The organism is Maridesulfovibrio bastinii DSM 16055 (assembly GCF_000429985.1).
Classification (GTDB): Bacteria; Desulfobacterota; Desulfovibrionia; order Desulfovibrionales; family Desulfovibrionaceae; genus Maridesulfovibrio; species Maridesulfovibrio bastinii.
In genome coordinates, this window is the sequence record NZ_AUCX01000006.1 from 1 (window position 1) to 20,214 (window position 20,214).

The 20,214-nt window shown below is 43.8% G+C and carries 17 protein-coding genes and 1 other RNA gene; 9 read left to right on the plus strand and 9 right to left on the minus strand.

Annotated elements, in window-relative coordinates:
- Window positions 1-778: 778 nt before the first annotated feature.
- On the minus strand, window positions 779-1,996 hold the full coding sequence (locus G496_RS0101085) for an SLC13 family permease (RefSeq protein WP_027177642.1): 1,218 nt from the start codon (window positions 1,994-1,996) through the stop codon (window positions 779-781).
- A 166-nt stretch (window positions 1,997-2,162) separates the two neighbouring features.
- Here G496_RS0101085 and dnaE point away from each other — a divergent pair, with 166 nt between their 5' ends.
- The 9 genes from dnaE (at window position 2,163) to G496_RS0101135 (ending at window position 11,809) form a co-directional block, all read left to right on the plus strand.
- On the plus strand, window positions 2,163-5,693 hold the full coding sequence (gene dnaE / locus G496_RS0101090; RefSeq protein ID WP_027177643.1) for a DNA polymerase III subunit alpha: 3,531 nt from the start codon (window positions 2,163-2,165) through the stop codon (window positions 5,691-5,693).
- A gap of 42 nt (window positions 5,694-5,735) precedes the next feature.
- The gene (gene queD / locus G496_RS0101095; RefSeq protein ID WP_027177644.1) at window positions 5,736-6,122 is read left to right on the plus strand and encodes a 6-carboxytetrahydropterin synthase QueD; all 387 of its coding nucleotides are present in this window, start codon (window positions 5,736-5,738) and stop codon (window positions 6,120-6,122) included.
- Window positions 6,123-6,590 carry a D-aminoacyl-tRNA deacylase gene (gene dtd, locus G496_RS0101100; protein ID WP_027177645.1) on the plus strand — a complete coding sequence of 156 codons (468 nt, stop codon included), beginning with the start codon at window positions 6,123-6,125 and terminating at the stop codon, window positions 6,588-6,590. It abuts the gene before it with no gap.
- 139 nt (window positions 6,591-6,729) lie between these two features.
- The gene (locus tag G496_RS0101110; RefSeq protein WP_027177646.1) at window positions 6,730-7,161 is read left to right on the plus strand and encodes an ATP-binding protein; all 432 of its coding nucleotides are present in this window, start codon (window positions 6,730-6,732) and stop codon (window positions 7,159-7,161) included.
- Entirely contained in the window at window positions 7,143-7,475 is a 333-nt protein-coding gene (locus tag G496_RS0101115; RefSeq protein WP_027177647.1) for an STAS domain-containing protein, read from the plus strand. Before G496_RS0101110 ends, G496_RS0101115 begins: the two co-directional genes overlap by 19 nt.
- Before the next feature lie 20 nt (window positions 7,476-7,495).
- Window positions 7,496-8,605, plus strand: coding sequence for a FapA family protein (locus G496_RS0101120; RefSeq protein ID WP_027177648.1), 1,110 nt, complete (start codon window positions 7,496-7,498; stop codon window positions 8,603-8,605).
- Window positions 8,606-8,618: 13 nt separating this feature from the next.
- Window positions 8,619-9,371: a motility protein A gene (locus G496_RS0101125; protein ID WP_027177649.1), complete on the plus strand. Its 753-nt coding sequence runs from the start codon at window positions 8,619-8,621 to the stop codon at window positions 9,369-9,371.
- Between the two features lie 15 nt (window positions 9,372-9,386).
- Window positions 9,387-10,133 (plus strand): flagellar motor protein MotB, encoded by a 747-nt coding sequence (locus G496_RS0101130; protein WP_027177650.1) that lies wholly within the window; start codon window positions 9,387-9,389, stop codon window positions 10,131-10,133.
- Window positions 10,127-11,809: a CgeB family protein gene (locus tag G496_RS0101135; RefSeq protein WP_245577841.1), complete on the plus strand. Its 1,683-nt coding sequence runs from the start codon at window positions 10,127-10,129 to the stop codon at window positions 11,807-11,809. Before G496_RS0101130 ends, G496_RS0101135 begins: the two co-directional genes overlap by 7 nt.
- A gap of 403 nt (window positions 11,810-12,212) precedes the next feature.
- On the opposite strand, the gene G496_RS18440 is transcribed toward G496_RS0101135, so the two are convergent.
- The 8 genes from G496_RS18440 to G496_RS0101170 form a co-directional block, all read right to left on the minus strand.
- A complete protein-coding gene (locus tag G496_RS18440; RefSeq protein ID WP_051294749.1) occupies window positions 12,213-13,340 on the minus strand; it encodes a sensor histidine kinase in 1,128 nt (375 codons plus the stop codon).
- A 72-nt stretch (window positions 13,341-13,412) separates the two neighbouring features.
- Complete coding sequence (locus G496_RS0101145; RefSeq protein WP_027177652.1) at window positions 13,413-13,910, minus strand: hypothetical protein; 498 nt, start codon at window positions 13,908-13,910, stop codon at window positions 13,413-13,415.
- A 189-nt stretch (window positions 13,911-14,099) separates the two neighbouring features.
- The gene (gene cysS, locus G496_RS0101150; protein WP_027177653.1) at window positions 14,100-15,557 is read right to left on the minus strand and encodes a cysteine--tRNA ligase; all 1,458 of its coding nucleotides are present in this window, start codon (window positions 15,555-15,557) and stop codon (window positions 14,100-14,102) included.
- 115 nt (window positions 15,558-15,672) lie between these two features.
- Entirely contained in the window at window positions 15,673-16,584 is a 912-nt protein-coding gene (locus G496_RS18445; RefSeq protein WP_051294750.1) for a hypothetical protein, read from the minus strand.
- A gap of 4 nt (window positions 16,585-16,588) precedes the next feature.
- Window positions 16,589-17,791 carry a 2-C-methyl-D-erythritol 4-phosphate cytidylyltransferase gene (ispD, locus tag G496_RS0101160; RefSeq protein WP_027177654.1) on the minus strand — a complete coding sequence of 401 codons (1,203 nt, stop codon included), beginning with the start codon at window positions 17,789-17,791 and terminating at the stop codon, window positions 16,589-16,591.
- 112 nt (window positions 17,792-17,903) lie between these two features.
- An RNA gene (gene rnpB, locus G496_RS20325) (RNase P RNA component class A) lies at window positions 17,904-18,264 on the minus strand.
- A gap of 59 nt (window positions 18,265-18,323) precedes the next feature.
- Window positions 18,324-19,082 carry a zinc ribbon domain-containing protein gene (locus G496_RS0101165; protein ID WP_027177655.1) on the minus strand — a complete coding sequence of 253 codons (759 nt, stop codon included), beginning with the start codon at window positions 19,080-19,082 and terminating at the stop codon, window positions 18,324-18,326.
- Window positions 19,083-19,266: 184 nt separating this feature from the next.
- The gene (locus G496_RS0101170) at window positions 19,267-20,082 is read right to left on the minus strand and encodes a Nif3-like dinuclear metal center hexameric protein (protein ID WP_027177656.1); all 816 of its coding nucleotides are present in this window, start codon (window positions 20,080-20,082) and stop codon (window positions 19,267-19,269) included.
- Window positions 20,083-20,214: the final 132 nt, after the last annotated feature.

Genomic DNA, 20,214 nt, shown 5'->3' on the forward strand with positions numbered 1-20,214 from the left:
TACCTCAAATTTTCAATCATCTCAGCACCTTGTTTCCTCAGTGCGGTGTGGGAATCTAAGTGAACCCGCACCCGATGTCAACAACTTTTTAAGATCTTTTTTTTCAGTTCGAATCGAAGCTACTCTTAAACGTCATACCCGCCAGGGCTGTATTCGTTTTAAACCTCAATTCGTCCTATATTAAATGATCTTAGCACCTTACTTCCGTTTGGCGCGGATAGAAAACCTATTCGGAACCCCTTCCAGTGTCAACAACTTTTTGATTTTTATTTTGCCCAAGCTCTATTTATATAGACGCTTGATTCAAGCGATGCTTTTTAAACTTATTCCAGCTCGTTTGCATCGATTTAAACATCAAAAAGTTCAATGATCACGTTGCCTTACTTTCGTTCAGCGCGGAGATGAAACCTAGTGAATCCATCCCCGAGTGTCAATCACTTTTTAAAACTTTTTTTGAAGCATTCAACCAGTTCGGTTGAAACACTTCAGCAGGCAGCAGGGACTAATCAAAGTATGCGTTCTACTCTCTTAAAATTCTAAAAAGTTCAATGATCACTGCGCCTTACTTTCGCTCAGCGCGGGGATGAAACCTAGTGAAACGTCCATCTCCTGTCAACCGTTTTTTTTGCTTTAAAACAAAAAAAATCCCAGTCGCCCGCGAGCCAGCTTCTGACCCTCAACAACCGGGAAGCAGGTTCTATAAAAACTACTCCTCTCCGTCAATACGTTTTTGAATTATTATTGGCAGCTATGAATTTAACAGTACTTTAAATAAGCTCTAACTACTTATAAGCGGATACACCTTATACATCCATAGGGATAACAACAAGGCTCCCACTAAATTAAGGACCAACCCCAGACTGAGCATCACTCTAAGAGAGGTTCCGCGCATTTCACCAAAAGCAAGACTGTTGCAAGGTGTCGCTATAGGAGTCATGAAGGCACAGGTAGAACAGATTGAAACCAGTATCATGAGTGGCAGAGCCTCTACACCAGCATGAACTGCGGCAAGATATACTATCGGAAAGAAAGCTGTTGAAACCAGAGTATTACTGAAAGCCTCAGTAAGAAAAATGACACTTAAGGCTACGCTTATATATATGATATAACCATGAGTCCCCATTACACTATGATTTTCAAGTACCTTACTTAGCAACTCGACAGCTCTGCTCCCTATACCTGTAAACCTGACTATGGCGGCAACCAGCACAAGGAGTATCAGTATTTTAATACCACCGGACGGAACGCCTTTAAGCATATCCCTGAATGACAGGACAGGTTTAATACCGCTTGATTGCTGAATCCTATGAATGAAAACAAAGTAGATAAAGCTGATAAAATAGATTGAGCAGACAACCGGTTCTAGACCTTTATATTCGCTGCTAAGAGCCGCGGCGACTGAGGACAAAGACCAGAACAGGATATAGCTTAAAAATATCCAACCACCTGCTTTCAGTTCCGGCTTAACCATTGCGGGCTCAGCAAATATGCCGCTAAGCTTCTTAACTCCTTTCGGCACTGAAAGTAGAACCAGCCCCCATGCGGCAAATAGAAAAAGTGCAGCAACAGGAACAGCCCATAACAGCCAGTTGAAAAAAGTTATCTGCATTCTTCCGGGAACATTCAGAAAATCAAGGGCTCCTATCAGGAGCATATTGGCCGGGCTGCCGATAAGCGACCCCATGCCACCGATATTTGAGCCATATATTATTGAAAGAGTTAAAGGAGTGGTTAGATCAGGATACTCGGTATTAAGCATACGGATAACCGGAAGCATTGCCAGCACAGTTACCGTATTGGGGATAAACATTGAAAGCCCGGCGCAAACCGCAATGAGACAAAGCAGCAGCATGGGAACACGCCCCCCGCTAAACGCCAGCGACCTCTTGGAAACATATTCCGGTATTCCGATCGAATTCACGACCCTGAAAAGGATATACCCGGAGATAAATAAAATGATAACAGGCCATCTTTCATATATATAGATATATGTCATTCAATCCCCAGCAATTTAATTTTATGCTTACCTTGGAAAGGGTTATAAAAATGGGGCCGCTTAATTTCAAATTTCGGTCCATACGGGTGTTGACTCTTGAGCCAAAGAGCAAATACTACCTTTCTGAATATCAAGTCAAAACAACAAATCCACATCAGGAATAGATATGTCTGAATTTGTACATCTGCACGTCCATACGGAATACAGCCTTCTGGACGGAGCCATACGCGTCAAGGACCTCTGCCAGCAGGCCAAGGATTTCGGTATGCCGGCTGTTGCTATAACCGACCACGGAACAATGTTCGGTGCAGTTCTGTTTTATATGACTGCAATGGAAATGGGGATTAAACCCATAATTGGATGCGAAGTATATGTGGCTCCGGGCGATGTTGATGACGAAGAAGCCCACAAGCGCAAAGACCGCAGAGAACGCTTTCACCTCATTCTGCTTGCAAAGAATCAGAAGGGTTATAAAAACCTGATTAAACTTGTTTCACTCGGATACCTTGAGGGTTTTCACTATAAACCCCGTGTAAGCAAATATCTTCTGAATAAATACAGTGAAGGACTGGTCTGCCTTTCCGCATGCCTTGCCGGTGAAGTATGCAGGACTCTAAGAAATGAAGGTCTGGATGCCGGCGTTGAAATGGCAAAAGAATATGCGGATATTTTCCCTGATAATTTCTATCTGGAAATTCAGCATAACGGAGTTAAAGAGCAGGAACAGGCTAACGATCTGCTGATCCAGTGCTCTGAGCGCACCGGACTTCCTCTGGTTGCCACCAACGACTGCCATTATCTCACTCAGGAAGATTACGAAGCCCATGACGTACTGCTCTGCATTCAGACCCAGACCACAGTGGATGCTGAGAAAAGAATGCGCATGGAGACGGATGAACTGTACTTCAAGCCGCAGGAAGACTTTGAAAAATATTTCGCCCATGTTCCTGAAGCCATAGCCAACACCCAGAAAATTGCTGAAATGTGCAATCTGGAAATAGAACTCGGAAATTACTATTTCCCGGAATACGAACTCCCGGAAGGTATGACGATAGATACCGAGTTCGTAAAACTCTGTCATGAGGGTCTTAAAAAAAGGCTGGAAAAAGTTCCGTATGAAATTGATGAGAAAAAATACTGGGACAGACTGGAGTATGAGCTTGGGGTTATTCAGGAAATGGGATTCCCGGCCTACTTCCTCATAGTTCAGGACTTCATCAACTGGGCAAAGGATAACAGAATCCCTGTAGGCCCCGGACGTGGATCAGCCGCGGGTTCAATCGTGGCCTGGTCCCTGAGGATTACAAACCTTGATCCTCTGCCGTACGATCTTCTCTTTGAAAGATTTTTGAACGTGGAACGTGTTTCCATGCCGGATATCGATGTTGACTTCTGCGAACGCCGTCGTCTTGAAGTAGTTAAATACTGCTCCGAAAAATACGGCTGGGATCATGTTTCGCAGATCACCACCTTCGGAACCATGAAGGCCAAGGCGGTTATTAAAGACGTGGGCAGAGCTATGGGCATGGCTTTTGCGGAAACCGACCGCATCGCCAAGCTTATCCCGGATGACCCTGCTCTGCTGGCCAAGATGCTCGGCGAAAAAAAAGCAAAGATCACTGTCGCCAATGCGGTCAAGGCTGTGCCGGAGCTCCAGAGCATGGTCGACATGGACCCCAAAATTGAAAAACTGATTGATATTGCCAAGCGTCTGGAAGGTCTTTCACGCCATGCTTCAACCCATGCAGCAGGTGTTGTTATCTCGGATAAACCGATGACAGACTACCTTCCTCTGTATCGCGGGAAAAAGGGCGAAATTGTAACTCAGTTCGATATGAAAAAAGTCGAAAAAGTAGGACTGATTAAATTCGACTTTCTCGGACTGAGAACCATGACCGTTATTGAGGACTGCCTTGATATTATTCGTGATCAGGGCAAGGAAGCCCCGGATCTGGAAGCAATGACACTGGACGACCCGGCAACTTTTGATATTTTTTCACGCGGAGACACTGACGGTGTTTTTCAGGTTGAATCATCGGGCATGCGCAAATATCTGCGAATGCTCAAACCGAACTGCTTTGAAGACCTTATCGCGATGCTGGCCCTATACCGTCCCGGACCTCTCGGTTCAGGAATGGTTGATGAATTTATTAAGCGTAAGCATGGTGAAATAGAGGTCACCTATCTGCACCCGAGACTGGAAGAAAGCCTGAAATCAACCTACGGAGTTATCGTTTATCAGGAGCAGGTTATGGCCGCGGCAATGACCATTGCCAACTACTCTCTGGGTGAAGGTGACCTGCTCCGCCGTGCTATGGGTAAAAAAATCGCAGAAGAAATGGCAAAACACAGGGTCCGCTTCCTTGATGGTGCCAGAGAAAACAATATTGATGAAAAAACCGCAAATGCAATCTTCGACCTGATGGAGCAATTCGCAGCATACGGTTTCAATAAATCGCACTCTGCTGCTTATGCTCTTATCTCATATTACACAGCTTTCCTGAAAGCCCATTTCCCGGTTGAATTCATGGCTGCACTGATGAGTACAGAAATGACCAATACCGATAAGATCATTATGTATATCAACGCCTGCCGTGATATGGAGCTTACTGTCAGACAACCGGATATAAACCACGGCCGGGCCAGATTCTCCGTAATGAATAACGAAATTCTTTATGGTATGGGCGGAATTAAAAACGTCGGAGAAGAAGCGATCAACGAGATCGTAAGGGAACGTGAAGCAAACGGACTTTTCACCGATCTTGTTGATTTCTGCTCAAGAGTTAACCTGCGCCGGGTTACCAAAAGATGTATTGAATCGCTGATCAAGGCCGGGGCCATGGATTGCCTCGGAGCCACAAGATGCGGGCTTATCGCGGCCATGGATAAAGCCGTCGCTTTCGGCCAGAAAAAAGCCAAAGAAAAAAAGTCAGGCATGATCAATATGCTTGATATTCTCGGAAACGATTCCGACAGTGATTCATCAGGAAGCGCAAGCATCGTCATTCAGGAAATCAATGCCCAAGAATGGGATGATGACGAAAAATTAAAAATAGAAAAAGAAGTTCTGGGCTTTTTCCTGAGCAGCCATCCGCTGATGGCCTATAGACATGAGCTGAACAGGATGAATATCACCACTATTGAAGCCTGCAAGGAGCTTCCCAACGGAACAGAAGTCCGTCTTGGAATTATCGTTCCTTCCTTCAAGGAATATATCACCAAGAAAGGCGATAAAATGGCTTTCTGCTCCATGGAAGATATGACCGGGTCTGGTGAACTGACCATGCTCCCGAACACATACGCCACTGCCTGTGAAAAACTAAGTGAAGACCAGCCCCTTCTGGTCAAGGGTAAAATTGATCTTCGCGATCAACAGGAAGGAGATGAAGGAGTCAAACAGGCCAAAGTTCTTGCTGAGGAAGTCACCTTGCTTTGTGACGCCCAGCAGGTATGTCAGGAAGCTGTTCCATTGCAGATAACCTGTTCGCACTGCTCTCAGGAAAACCTTAACGAACTAAAAGCCCTTCTTTCAGGATATCGTGGCAGTGCTCCGGTGAATCTACAGGTCTTTATGAAAGATTCCGTCTGCTCTCTGCGCCTCGGACCGGGATTCCATATTCAACCCAATGCCGGTTTCTGGAAAGAATTCAATGAATGGCGTAAAAGCTGCGAATGCGAAAAAGCATTAAGCGCCTAACAGACTAAAAAAATAATCCACTATCAAATCAGGAGAATATAAATGAGCAAGGGAAAATGGAGACTAAAAGTCAAACGCGATTTCAGCGCAGCACACCAGCTTCGCAATTACGGCGGCAAATGCGAGAACATGCACGGCCACAATTTCGGAGTTGAGGTTGAGGTGGAAGGAAACAGACTTGATGACAAAGTTGAAATTCTTATGGATTTCAAAGAACTAAAAAAAGAAGTAGATGAAGTACTCGAAGGTCTTGATCACAAGCATCTGAATGAGCTGGAATTCTTTGTAAAGAGAAACCCCTCCTCTGAAAATATTGCCTTCTATATATATAGCTGTCTTGCAGAAAGGCTGGCTGGCAGGGATGTAAAACTGGTTTCTGCCTCGGTATCTGAAACAGACTCTTCCACAGCTACATACAGCGAGTTGTAAATGCGGCTTGTAATTCAGAGAGTCACAGATGCGACAGTTTCCGTAAACGGGGAAACTGTCTCCGAAACCGGAAAAGGACATCTGGTTCTGATCGGATTCGGCAAGGATGACACAATTGAGTTTGCAGGTTCGAAAGCCTGGAAAACACTCATCGGCAAATTGACGGGCTTAAGAATCTTTGAAGATGATCAGGGCCGCTTTAATCTCAGCCTTGAAGATATTGCTGGCGACCTGATGCTTGTATCGCAGTTCACACTTTATGCTTCGTGCCGCAAGGGACGCAGACCTTCTTTCTCTGCCGCAGCTCCACCTGCCATAGCGGAAAAGCTCTACGATCTTTTTGTTGAAGATGTGAAGAAACAGGCTCCGGGCAAGGTTGGATGCGGGATATTCGGAGCATCAATGAAGCTTGATTTTACAAACGACGGTCCTGTTACCATTATTCTTGATTCTGAAGATTTCAGCTGACATGGCTTGAAAAACAGCTGTCATTCAGTATTAATTGGACATTATGTTTGTATGATGGAATTATAAATAGTGTTTTTCTGATATCATAAAACATTGCATTCATAAAAGTATCATTAAACTGAAAGGCCATGGAGCCCTCATGCATCAATACGAGCTGGAAGCGATTCCTACACCAGAAGAAAGCCGAGAGATTGCACGTAAAGCCATTTCCATCCTTGAAGAATTTGTTTCTGATCAGGAACAGCTTCATGATATAGATCTTGTTTTAACCGAAGCGTGTTCAAATGTAGCCAGACATGCCTATGAAGTCTGCGAATCGTGCAACAGGCTGGGCCTAAAAATAATTGTCATTCCTCCTGAAAAAGTGATCTTCGAAGTGAGCGACTGGGGCAAAGGTCTTGAAGCTGACAAGCTTGATTTTTCAATGCCGGACCCGGAAGCAGTTGGAGGAAGAGGACTATATATTATGTCCATCCTGATGGATTCCTTTGACGTATTAAAAGAAGGTCCTAAAAATACAATTCGTCTCACCAAATATATATCGAGTGAAAAATGGATAAAAAAAGCATAAGCATATCCGAAGGAATTCTTACTGTAAGTTTCCCCGGAGAGCTGACAATAGAATCAATTAAAAATATTAAAGGACATCTTGACGCGGAGTGTTCATCGGACAGTGTTCTGGCGATTATGAGCGATTTATCCAAGGTGCGCTTTATAGACAGCACCGGAATAGGCTTTCTGGTTTCACTTAATTCCAGAATGAAAGATTCAGGTAAAAAATTCTATCTGCTGCGCCCGAGTGAACAGGTGCGCAAAACTTTAGAGCTGGTTAGACTGATAACATTTTTCACGATAATTAACGACGAATCGGAAATTTCTGTATAAACTGCTTCAGGAGAAAATAAATGCCCTGCCTGAAACATTTCTTCAATCCGGACTTCGACCATTTTCACATGGTTCCGGTCCAGGAAAATAACGGAAGGGTTGACCATTACAACATGGGCTATGTCCAGAATGTTGTTAAAGGTCAGGTCATTGCGCAGTGGGTTGATGATGAAGAAGGCTCCTGTGAGCTTAACACAAAATTCTACCCTGAAAAGGAATTCCCCGTCGGGCCGAATTGTGCGGTGAATCCGCATAACGAGGATCAGCTTATATCTCTGGTCTCAGGGTATGTCTTTTACAATCCCGAAGGCAGAATAACAGTCAAAAGATTACTTAATGTCCGCGGTGACGTTGATTTCTCCACCGGAAATATTTTTTTCGTCGGTGACATGATCGTCCACAACTCCATCAAATCAGGATTTGATGTCAAAGCACGCAACATCAATGTCAAAGGACATATTGAAGCTGCCAATGTCAAAGCCGGAGGATTCATTAAGTGTGATTCGGGAATAAAAGGCGGCGGTAAGGGAGTTATTTCCGCAGAACAGGATATCAAAACAAGCTTCTGCGAAAAAGCCACCCTTGTCAGCAACCAGAATATTGTCGTTGAATCAAACTGCCTGCACACCCAGATTTATTGTGAAAGCAAACTTGCCGTAAAAGGAAGGCTGATAGGCGGGCCATGTTACTGCGGTCAATATGCATTTATAGGTGAACAGCTCGGAGGCGGACTAAGTTCTCCTACCCAAATTATTCTGGGCTACAGCCCAAAGCTTCTTTTAAAAGTAGATAACATCGACAGACAAATATCTATAATTGAAGAAGAGATAAAAAAGTTTGATAAAAAGAGCCAGACCGGGCCAGCCCATAAATCTGAATATACTGATAAAATGGGTCGGGCTAAGATGAAAATAAATTTTCTCAATGAAAAAAAGAGAAAAATCTGGGAAACTCTACAGGAGCCTGAAAAATTGGATGACTGCAGGGTCATGGTTGCAGGGGAAGTAAAAGTAGGCGTTGAAATAAGTATAGGTCAGGCTTACTATAGAGTAGATGAGCCTATGCATGACGTTTATTTCTACAACAAAAACAACGAAATAATTGTGGGCTTCGGAGCCTTCAACAAATAGAAGTAATACTGATATGGATATCGCTACCCTCATAGGAATTGTTGGCGGATTCGGCCTTGTTGTCGCAACCATTATAATGGGCGGAAACGCGGCCGGCTTTGTGGACCCCCCTTCACTTGTTGTTGTTTTCGGTGGAACATTTGCTTCAGTTTTCATCATGTTCCCCATGTCCACGGTTATCGGGGCCATAAAAGTCGGAATGAAGGCTTTTTTTGCCAAACCAAGAGACCCTAAAGCCATTATCGATCAGATCGTTGCCCTTGCAGAAACAGCCAGAAAAGAAAGCCTTGTAGCCCTAGAAAAAGCTACTGTTGATGATACTTTTCTAAAAAAAGGTATCATTCTCGTTGCGGATGGATCAGATGACGTTCTGGTCCGCTCGGTAATGGAAATCGAAATAGATTTTATGAAAAAAAGGCACTTTCAGGGACAGGGTGTCTTTAAGGGCATGGGAACCATGGCCCCGGCTTTCGGAATGATCGGAACGCTTATAGGTCTTGTAAACATGCTCTCCAACCTGAGTGACCCGGATGCCATCGGCCCGGCAATGGCGGTTGCACTGCTGACCACATTTTACGGAGCGGTTCTCGCCAACATCATGTTCCTGCCAATTGCCAAAAAGCTTGAAGAACGATCCATGGAAGAAGCTCTTTACATGGAGATTATGGTTGAAGGAGTTGTTGCCATCCAGAAAGGTGAACATCCCTCAATAGTAAAAGAAAAGCTTCAGGCTTTCCTCTCTCCGGCAATGCGTGACGAATCCTAGGAACGGTGTAGAAGCATGGCAAAGGTTGTTATTGTCAAACCTAAAAATGACAAACCACCCGAAGAAGAAGGGCTGCCGCCGTGGATGGCAACATTTGCGGATATGGTTACCCTGCTGCTTTGCTTTTTTGTGCTTCTGCTTTCATTCGCCTCAAATGATGTTCAAAAATTTAAAGAACTCTTAGGCTCGCTACAGGATGCTTTCGGCGTATCCGTGCAGCGTAAAGCCGCTGACTATCTTGCGCTCACCCCTTCAAAACTTCAGCGTAAAGAAGTCAAAATGGATAGTAATGACAAGCGGCTGTTAGGATTAATTCTGCGCATTAAAACTGTTCTGGATGAAAAAGAAGCCACCCGTATGAGTACTGGAGTAGACGCAGAGAAAGACGGCGTAGTCATGCGGGCTGACAGCGCACAGCTTTTCATACCGGGAACCTGCACCCTGAAACCGGGAGCCCATAAAGTTCTGGATTCGGTTATCTCGATTCTCAAAGACCACAACTATAATCTGGTTGTACGGGGGCATACCTCGGATGTGGAGCCACGCTCAATTAAATTTCCTACAAAATGGGAACTTTCTTCGGCAAGAGCTGCGGCGGCACTGCAATACATCCATCAAAAAGGGCGTATTGATGCCAAAAGATTAAAAGCCGTAGGTTATGCTGATACCAGACCGCTGGTTAAAAATAATTCCGAAGCCAATAGAGAAAAAAACAGGCGTGTTGAATTTTATTTCCATAAACCGGCCAGAGATTCATGGTAGCCAACTTAACATACGATCCCATGGTTTCAGCTGTCACCAAAATTGAAACTGACGGAATAATACAGGACATCCGTGTCACTGTTGATGCTAAGACCAAACATTTATGGGGTCGGTTCGGCAAAAATAAAGAGCTTGAGCTGGCTGCCGGATATAAAGAACAACATATCACTGTTATGCTTGGTTCCGGTCTTGGTTTTGCGGTTGAAGAGCTTATTAAAAAATCCGGCTCAGCACTCATTATTATTGACCGGGAAAAACATATCCTCGCTGCAACTGAAATTAAAAAGAAATACCATAACCGGGAAAACTTATATTGGATAGATGATGACACCCCGGAAGAAGCAGCAGCTAAAATTTCAGACATCGCTGAAAAATATGGACAGCCTTTAAATTTTTTAAAAATTCCTTTTTATCTGCGCCTGAACCCTCAGTATTATTGCGGTATAGAAAAATATTTCTCAACGGAAGCTCAAGGCAGAAACTCCGGAGCTGGATTCAAAAGTATACAACCACGCATTCTACTGCTGACAAGCCAATATTTTTTAATGGGTGAAATAGAAGCAGCCTGCACCCGTCTTGAAATTCCTTTTCAGATGATCAATCTGGATTCACGGGAAAGTGAGCTGGAACACTTTGTAAAAACGATTGTTAAAGCCATTAGCGGATTCAGGCCTGATTTTGTATTAACAGTCAACCATCTTGGAGTTGACCAGGAAGGATATCTGAATACCATCCTTCAAAAATACAAAATTCCTCTGGCTTCATGGTTTGTTGATAATCCCCACCTGATACTTCCGCTTTATGCCCGGCAGGTTAATAATAACACAGCACTATTCACATGGGATGCCGACCGGATGGAAAGCCTGTCCGCAATGGGATACCAGAATATTTTTCATCTCCCCCTTGGAACGGATCAGAACAGATTCAAACCTTCAGGTGGTTGCACTAAAAATAAATGGCAGACAGACATATCTTTTGTCGGCAATTCCATGACAACGAAAACTGCCAGACGTTTTTCAGCTTCAAAGGTTACCGGGATTTTAAGAAAAGACTTTAAGGAGATAGCGGCACAATTCGGTGCGCATGATGATTTCTCAGTGGAGAAATTTTTAAAGGAGCGCTATCCGCAGCATTTTATGGAGTTTGATAAGATAACTTCTCCGGCAAAACGGCTGGCCTACGAAACTGCGGTTATCTGGCAGGCCACCCTTGAATACCGGCTCTCATGCGTAAACAAGATATTACCATTCAATCCGCTGATAGCCGGTGATGAAGGCTGGAAAGACCTGCTCCCTTCAACAAACTGGAAATACCATCCTGAACTTTCGTATTATGAAGATCTTCCAAATTTCTATCCCTGCTCAAAAATAAATTTCAACTGCACCAGTCAGCAGATGAAAGGAGCCGTGAATCAAAGAGTCTTTGATGTTCCGGCATGCAACGGTTTTCTGCTGACCGATCACCGGCACCAGATATCCACTATGTTTGACCCTGATAAAGAAATTGTCCTCTACAAAACAAATGAAGAAATACCTGATCTTGTACAAAAATATCTCAAAGACGACAAAGCTAGAAAAAAAGTAATCACTGCTGCCCGAAAAAGAATCATGGCTGAGCATACCTATGACCACAGAATGACCAAACTGACCGATATCATACGCTCCACCTTTGCTTAAAATAAAAACCGGAAACAGATTTTACTGTTTCCGGCCTGATAAAATCTTCAAGATTTCAAGTTTGATAAATATAAGAATTGGTAATTCAGTGTGCTAAAAAATTTCCACGCTCTTTAAGCTAAATTTAAACTGCGGGGCTATTTCCTTTTAGCACCTTTTCTATTCTTTTTTTCAGGCTGCAAACTGCAGCTGTTTGACGGTCCTCAACCCTGTATTCCTAGTTTTGGCAGAATAAAACGCAACAGGACAAATACAATTCCAAATACCAGAATCAATCCTAATAAATTACCCATTACAGACCTCTTTAATTTCTTAATTTATGGCCACTTTTAAAGAGGTAAGCATAGATATAGACAGTGTCAATGCTATCACTGTTTTTTAATCTTATAAATTGATAATAAAATTAGGATATGCCGAGACTCACATAAAATGTGAATCTGGTTCCACGTCCAAGACAGCTATCAACAGTTATTTGACCACCCATCATGGTAATAAGCTTGTGTGAGATAGATAATCCCAGTCCTGTACCGCCGTATTTTCTGGAAGTGGAAGAATCAGCCTGATAGAAGCTGGCAAAAACATCATCAAGTTTATCACTTGCAATGCCGATCCCGGAATCTGAAACAGAAAAAAAGATTTTAGGCGGGCAGCAGCTTTCATCCAGCCTGAGGCTAACCTCTACTCCGCCATCAGAAGTAAATTTAATTGCATTGCTGATAAGATTGACTAAAACCTGTCTGAGTCTAGTTGGATCTCCTGAGACTCTTTCCGGGATATTTTCCGGTATATTGCATGTTAAAGAAAGATTTTTTCCGGCGGCTTCAAGAGAGTAAAGGGAAACAACCCTGCCAACCATTTCTCCGAGCAGAAACTCTATCTTTTCAATTTTGAGATGCCCGGCCTCTATTTTTGAAATTTCAAGAACATCATTAATAACCGAGAGAAGATTTTTACCTGCCGAATTGACAATCTCTACATATTCCGACTGATCTTTATCAAGTCTAGTTTCCCCAAGCAGTTCAACCATTCCTAATATGGAATTCAAGGGGGTTCTGATCTCATGACTTATATTGGCGATGAACTCACTTTTAACTTTATTGGCGGTTTCAGCTTTGCCACGTTCACTCTGGAGAGTATCAAGAGTATTATTTATGCCCTCGACAAGTTTGTTCAATTCATCATCACCGCTAACCTCAACCTGAGTCTTCTCTGATTTACTGCTGCGTATATCCGTAAGCTGGGCGACTAGATATCTGATTCTGTCCAGACAGTCTTTTTTTACAAAATAATATCCCAAAAAAGAGGTTATTAAGGCCGAGAGGATAAAAAAGATCACATAAATGATTACAAAACTCTTTCCCATATTCAGAATTTCACGCTCTGACCTGAGTAGGAAAAAGAACAGCGGGCTGCCATCCATGCCCCTTTCAAGACGTCTGACACTAATTAAATTTTCATTTGTACTAAAAGTGTCTTCGTAAAATTTATTATCATTGGTTGAAGCCGGGACTACATTCAGATTAATTTTCAACTGCACTGCAAGCTTTTTGATCCGCTCAGGACTTAAGCGGCGTCCGACAACTATATACCGGTCAATACTACCTTAAGTAAATTTTACTGCATTAATTGAAATCAGAAAAAATGCATCCCCGATACGAACCAGACCTTCTTTTCCACCTTTTTTAACGGATGAAAATATAGAACCCCGTGCAGTAAAATAATCACGGATGACAGTTTTATATTCAGTGTGGATGTTAAAACTTTTTAACACCCCTGCTTCATCCGCAAAAAGGACAAAATCTATGTTCAAATCTTTAAGCAAGTCGTCATTGAACTGATCTGCCAGTATAAGCTTTCCTTTTGAAAAAGAAATTTCAGAACCTGCAAGTGCTGACCAATTTCTGCAAAGTGAACTGATTTGGGTTAACTGGCTTTGAATAACTCCTTCCACCCGGTCAAGATTCATAGACATAAGCTTGCGTTCAACATGAAAAGAAGCTTTATGCACAGTTTCGCTTGCGGCAAACCACATTGAAACAACTATGACAACGCCAAGGGCAAAGGTTATAAAATTAAAACCAATCCGCAACCTGCTTTTCATCTATATTCCTACCGGGATATTTTAATTTAAGAATAATCGATTAGTTATAGTTTTTTCCCAAAAAAAGAAACCGGGCTAAAAAGCCCGGTTTCCCGATAGTTAAATAAAACAATGTGCTAACAAGCTGTCGTCATGCAAGAATTTTAAAGCAGCTCGCAGATGAGCACAGCTTTCGGCACAATATGCGCACTAAATAACATCCCATACAGCTCCCTGAGGGGTGTCATTTACTTCGATGCCCATTGCAACGAGTTCATCTCTGATTTCATCAGACCGGGCAAAATCTTTATTTTTACGGGCTTCCTGACGGGCCTCAACAAGTTCTTCCACTTTAGCTGAATCAATACCACGCCTTTTGAGCATGCATTCCTTAAGTTCTGACAAAAACTTTGCAGGTTCCTCGCAAAAAATTCCGAGAACAGAACCCCATTTGCGCAGGTCATCAAGAATACGCTTCCAGGCGTCACGCCCGCCTTCACTTTTTCTCCACGATTTTTCCTCAGAAATTCTTCCGGCAAGACGAACGGCATTAAAGACCTGACCCAAAGCAGCAGCGGTATTCATATCATCATCCATTGCAGCATCCCAGTTTTTCTCAAGCTCATCCAGCTCAGCGGTAACTTCTTCAGGCAGAGCGGCTTTTGACCATTTTGATTTTGTAAGCGCTTCTTCCATCTGATACATAGCTTTATAAACCCTGCGGATTCCCTTCTCAGCTTCTTCAAGGGCTTCAAAGGAAAAATCAAGAGGGCTGCGATAATGCATTGTAAGCAGAAAATAGCGCAGAGTTTCAGAAAGAAATTTGTCTGTAATGTCGCGGATTGTAAAAAAGTTTCCAAGAGACTTGGACATTTTTTCTGAATTAATCTGCACAAAACCGTTATGGACCCAGAACCGGGCCATTTCTTTGCCTGTTGCGGCTTCACTCTGGGCAATTTCATTTTCATGATGCGGGAAACTGAGATCCTGTCCACCGCCATGAATATCAAAAGGAAGAGTCAGATATTTCTCACTCATGGCTGAACACTCAAGGTGCCATCCCGGACGTCCGAGACCCCAGGGGCTTTCCCATGCAGGTTCACCGGGTTTTGCTCCTTTCCAGAGGGCAAAATCAAGCGGATCCTGTTTTTCTTCACCCGGTTCAATCCGAGCACCGGAGCGCATATCTTCAATATTGCGCTTGGAAAGTTTACCGTAACTATCAAATGAACGGACCTTGAAATAGACATCCCCGGATTCAGTGGGATAAGCATGATCCTTTTCAATCAAAGTCTCAGTCAATTTGATCATTTCGGTTATATGCTCAGTACACTTAGGTTCAATATCCGCTCTGAGCACATTGAGCTTATCCATATCAACGTAAAATTCCTGAATAAACTTTTCAGCAAGTTCTGAAGAATCAATTCCGGATTCATTGGCGCGTTTAATAATTTTATCATCAACATCAGTAAAATTGCGGACAAAGGTTACGTCATATCCCTTGAATTTCAGATAACGAACCAAAACATCGAACACAACAGAAGATCTGGCATGACCGATATGGCAAAGATCATAAGCGGTTATACCGCAAACATACATATTGACTTTGTTGTCGTTTAAAGGAGTGAATTCTTCTTTTTTACGCTTGAGGGTGTTATAAAGACGCATTGTTTCTCCAGATATTTTAGGACCATCCCGACTGATTTCCCACAGACCGGATGAAATGTTCAATGTCCACAGATTTCTTTTTTAAAAACTATTTTTTAATCGTCAGGCCGGGATATTAATTATCCTGCTGCGCAACGGCAACATCTTTTCCTTTGTCCAATTGAATTCTGTAAAGATCAATAATCTCATCCAGATCCCGCCCCATAAAGATGTAAAGCAGTGGCGTTGCATCCTCAGGAGAAATCTTTAAAGAAAAATCGGATGGATTTTTTAAAACGTTCTGAAAAGTACCGTAAAAATCCTCTGCATAACTGTAACCGCGCTCTCTGGCTTTTAATTTCAGGAATTCGACCCGCTCTACAAGCCTGCTGGTATAATCCTTTCTGCTCAAAGATTCTTCCTGTGCCAGAAAATCAAGCACCCGTTCAGCCAGAGAATGATCTTTGAAAATAATGCCACCACTATATATGCGAGTGCCAATAAAGCCGCTTATGCCCGGCTTATCAAGCTTCACATGCTCAAGTCCAAGAGCAATATTAAGGCTTGCCAGATCTTTTCCGTCAAGTTCAAGCTTTTTCAGTATGAACCGGTTGTTCTGGTCTTCATATATGTAGTCGGCCCCGAGGTCAAAACCAAGAGCCCGGTAGCCCATTTTTTCAAGAGAGCTGAATGATGAACCGAAATTCATAAAAGTTACTGGAATAGAGACCTTTTCAGCTTTGAAATGCATATATCTCGGAATGCGATGTTCCCGGTCAATACCGGAAATATGAACTCTTCCCACCGAGATAGCTGAACCCATGGCAAAATCAAGATTAACACCGTCAATGTATATGCTCTCATCAAAAGGATTGATCATGGCATCTTTAAAATCAATCTTAACTATAGAGCTGTACTTATCGGCAATCTCGCGAACTGTTTCTACCGAATATTCATGAAGCCATATATATCCACCGCCGGCTCCGGCAGCGGACAGAACAACTAAAACCAATAGAACGGTAAAAAAAACGCGTTTAAATCCAGTCATGTGATTATCCATCCACGTCAGCAAGTCTTACACCGGTTACAGTGGCAACTGCTTTGATTCCTTTTTTTTCTCCGGTAAACCCGAGCTTTTCTTCTGTCGTAGCTTTTACATTAACTCTACTCTGCGGAAGTCCCATGACAGAAGCCACATTCTTCCTTATCTGTTCTCTGTAGGGAGCAAGCTTGGGAATCTGTGCAATCACAGTCAGGTCGGCATGGACTATTTTAATTCCTTCAGCTTCAGCTTTGGACAAAGCTTCCATAACAATAATGCCGCTGCTCATATTTTCAAGGGCTGCATCCGTATCAGGAAAGTGCAATCCGATATCTCCGCCACCGAAAAGCCCTAAAATGGCATCGGCAAGAGCATGATAAAGGACATCTCCATCAGAATGAGCTACGACTTCAGGCCCTCCGGGAATGGGTATTCCACCCAGAACCATCGGACGTCCGGAACCGTAACGGTGAACATCATACCCCCAGCCTACGCACGGGACATACATTTTAGTCTCCTCAAGTTTAGCAAGGTCTTCAGGATTTGTGATTTTGATATTACTTTCTTCACCCTGACAGACAACGACGCTTTCTCCCATCATTTCGAGCATTGAAGCATCGTCAGTCACGTTCCAACCTTCGCCGTCTGAAATTTCATGGGCTTTCCGGATCAGATGCAGCGGGAAACCCTGAGGGGTCTGAACAGCTCTAAGGTCTGACCTGTCCGGGGTTCCTGTAATTGTATTGCCATTAACGGTTTTAATCGTATCAGTGACTTTTACAGCCGGAACAACTCCAGAAGCACCCTTATCAAGCTCATCGATAATGGAGCTTATCATGGAAGCGGAGGCAAAAGGTCTTGCAGAATCGTGAATGAGTACGTGGGAACATGTAGCCGGAAGGTCTTTAAGTCCGTTGAAAACAGAATCCTGCCTTCTCTCCCCTCCTGAGACAACTTTATAAGTCAGCCCGAGAGAGCAACTGCTGTTCAGCTCATCTACACGCTCTTTCATTTTATCAATATCTGAAGGGGGGAAAACAAAGACTAAGCCCTTGATGCGGGGAATACGGGAAAAAGTAGTGGCTGAATGCCAGAAAAGCGGCATTCCTTTCCAGTTAAGGTATTGCTTTTTAACTCCGCCGACTGAAGCGGCAAGTCTGGTTCCACTGCCGGCAGCTAATATAACTGCCCAGAAATCACCGGATGAGCTCATTGGTTGACTCTCGCCTCCGGGAAACTTGTCAGGTAACGGACAACTCCTGCCCGGAGTCTGTTTGTGGATAAAAGTGGAAGGAATAAACTTCCTTTAAAGGAGTTTTAAACAGATAAGGAGCCGGACTGTAAGCCGGGTCTTGTATCCTGCAAGCAGGATGGTCATCATTCATCTAGGACGTATGTTACCATACACCTCAAGCAACCTACCCGAAAGCTTCAGCCGGGCCGGCCTCAAACGCTTCCCTATTTGGTCTTGCTCCGGACGGGGTTTACCCAGCCGGACATGTCACCATGCCCGCTGGTGGTCTCTTACACCACCTTTTCACCCTTACCCCGGCAAAAGCCGTGGCGGTCTGTTTTCTGTGGCACTTTCCCGGAATCGCTTCCGCTGGGAGTTACCCAGCGCCATGCCCTGCGGAGCCCGGACTTTCCTCCCCGGCATTACACCGCGGCGATGACCCGTCCGACTCCAAAATCTGTTTAAATAAGGGGAGCCATGCTCCCCCTGATTATACTGAAATAAAAACCTGCTATTCCGCTGCCGGCTTCTTCATGGATTCAGGACGGGCAGATTCGGGGAAATGCTCTATCCAGAATATAAGACGCTGGCAGTTGGGGCAGCTGATAATCTGATGGCCTTTCTGAAGATCGTTGTAAATCTGAGGAGGAATCATAATATGACATCCAGAGCAGATAGCATCTTCAACCGGAACAATAACAGGATGTTCAAGGCGAGAACGTATGAACTCATATCTGTTGAGGATAGGTTCGGGGATCGCGTCACAGGCTTTGCGACGACGGGTATTCAACTTGTCCAGATCACCCTGAGCCTGTTCCAGACGGGTTTTAAGGCCGATGCGTTTTTCCTCAAGCTCACTGTTGAGGACAGAAAATTTTTCATCAATATCTTTCAGAGCATCTTTCTGACGTTCAGTCTCTTCCATAATGGTGACTTTTTCATCCTCACGAAGCCTGTTAAGCTTCTCAAGGCTGTCCATTTCACGCATCATGGCATGATATTCCTTGGTATTACCTACCATCATCAGCTTGCTTTTGCTCTTTTTGATCTTAACGTCGTCCTCTTCGATTTCAAGCTCAAGACGCTTCTGCTGATCTCTCAGCATTTCAAGCTTTTCTTCAATCTGAGTTTTACGTTTGGTAAGTGAGGCATGGCGCGACTCAAGTGCCGCAACATCCTTGGGAGCCTGATCAATTTCGGATTCGAGCAGAATGATTTCGTCGTCTACCTTTTGAAGAATAACAAGCTGTTCAATCTGTTTTTCATACATGCTGGGGTCCCCTTTTACGGCTTTCCTGATTTTTTAAAGGAAATATCCGCGCAATCAATGTTCGGAAAAAGGCATGGAACGACCTGTTTTTCCGTTATAAAACATATTTCCCTGTGCATGGCCTGTGCACAATCGGGAAACGGGTATCTCAAGAATAATGCCCGCGAAGACTTTGTAAAGAGTCCTAACTCAGGCTTTTGTGCCTGATTCCGTCAACATAATAAGCAAACGGATCATGGCCTTTGAAAAATTGTACATCCACTCCGTTCGGTTCAAGCTCGCCACGCAATACGAGGGCAAAGCGGCGCATCATTTCCTCTTCCAGTGAAAAATGCCCCACATCTATAACTGCTCCGCCAGCTTCCTGTGCCGGGTGATATTTCACATCTCCGGTAATGTAGACGTCAGCCCCTGCTTTAAAAGCTTCATCCATCATTGAAGACCCGGAACCCGGACACATAGCAACGGTAGCGACTTTCTCCGGCAACGGACCGCAGACAGATAAAACAGAACATCCGCTGAGCTCTGCCACTTTTCCCGCAAAATCGTCAAACGACATTGCTGAAGATAAGGACCCTATGCAGCCGAAGCCTAAGATTTCGCCATCCCCTGCGCGCGCTGTCTCATCAAGAACCTTTATATTTTCAAGCCCCAGATCTCTCGCAGGCCAGCTGACCGGTCCCGCAATCTGAACATCCAGAGAAGTATGGCTTGAAAAAAGAGTTGTCTCGGTGCTCAAAAGCATCCTTAAGACCTCATGAAACCCGTCCAGCTTATTCGGCAAACGCGGTTCAAGAGTCAGAGGATGATGAGTCAGCACAAAGCGTGCTCCACTCTCAATAGCACTCGCAATCGTCTCAGGAAGCGGGTCTAAAGCTACCGCAAGTTTTGCAACTTCACGCTCGCGCCCTGCAACCTGAACTCCGCTGTTATCCCATGATGCGGCAAAAACCGTTGGAGCATGGGATTCGATAAGGTTGATGATTTCAGATGTTTTCATAATTCAAAGCTTATAAAACAAAACTATAAAAAAATCAGCATCCTTGTAAAACAGCTCCTTAAAAATAATACCCCGAAAAAAATGAATATGCTCCCGTGGGGACCAAAATCCCGAGGGAGCACTGGATACTAT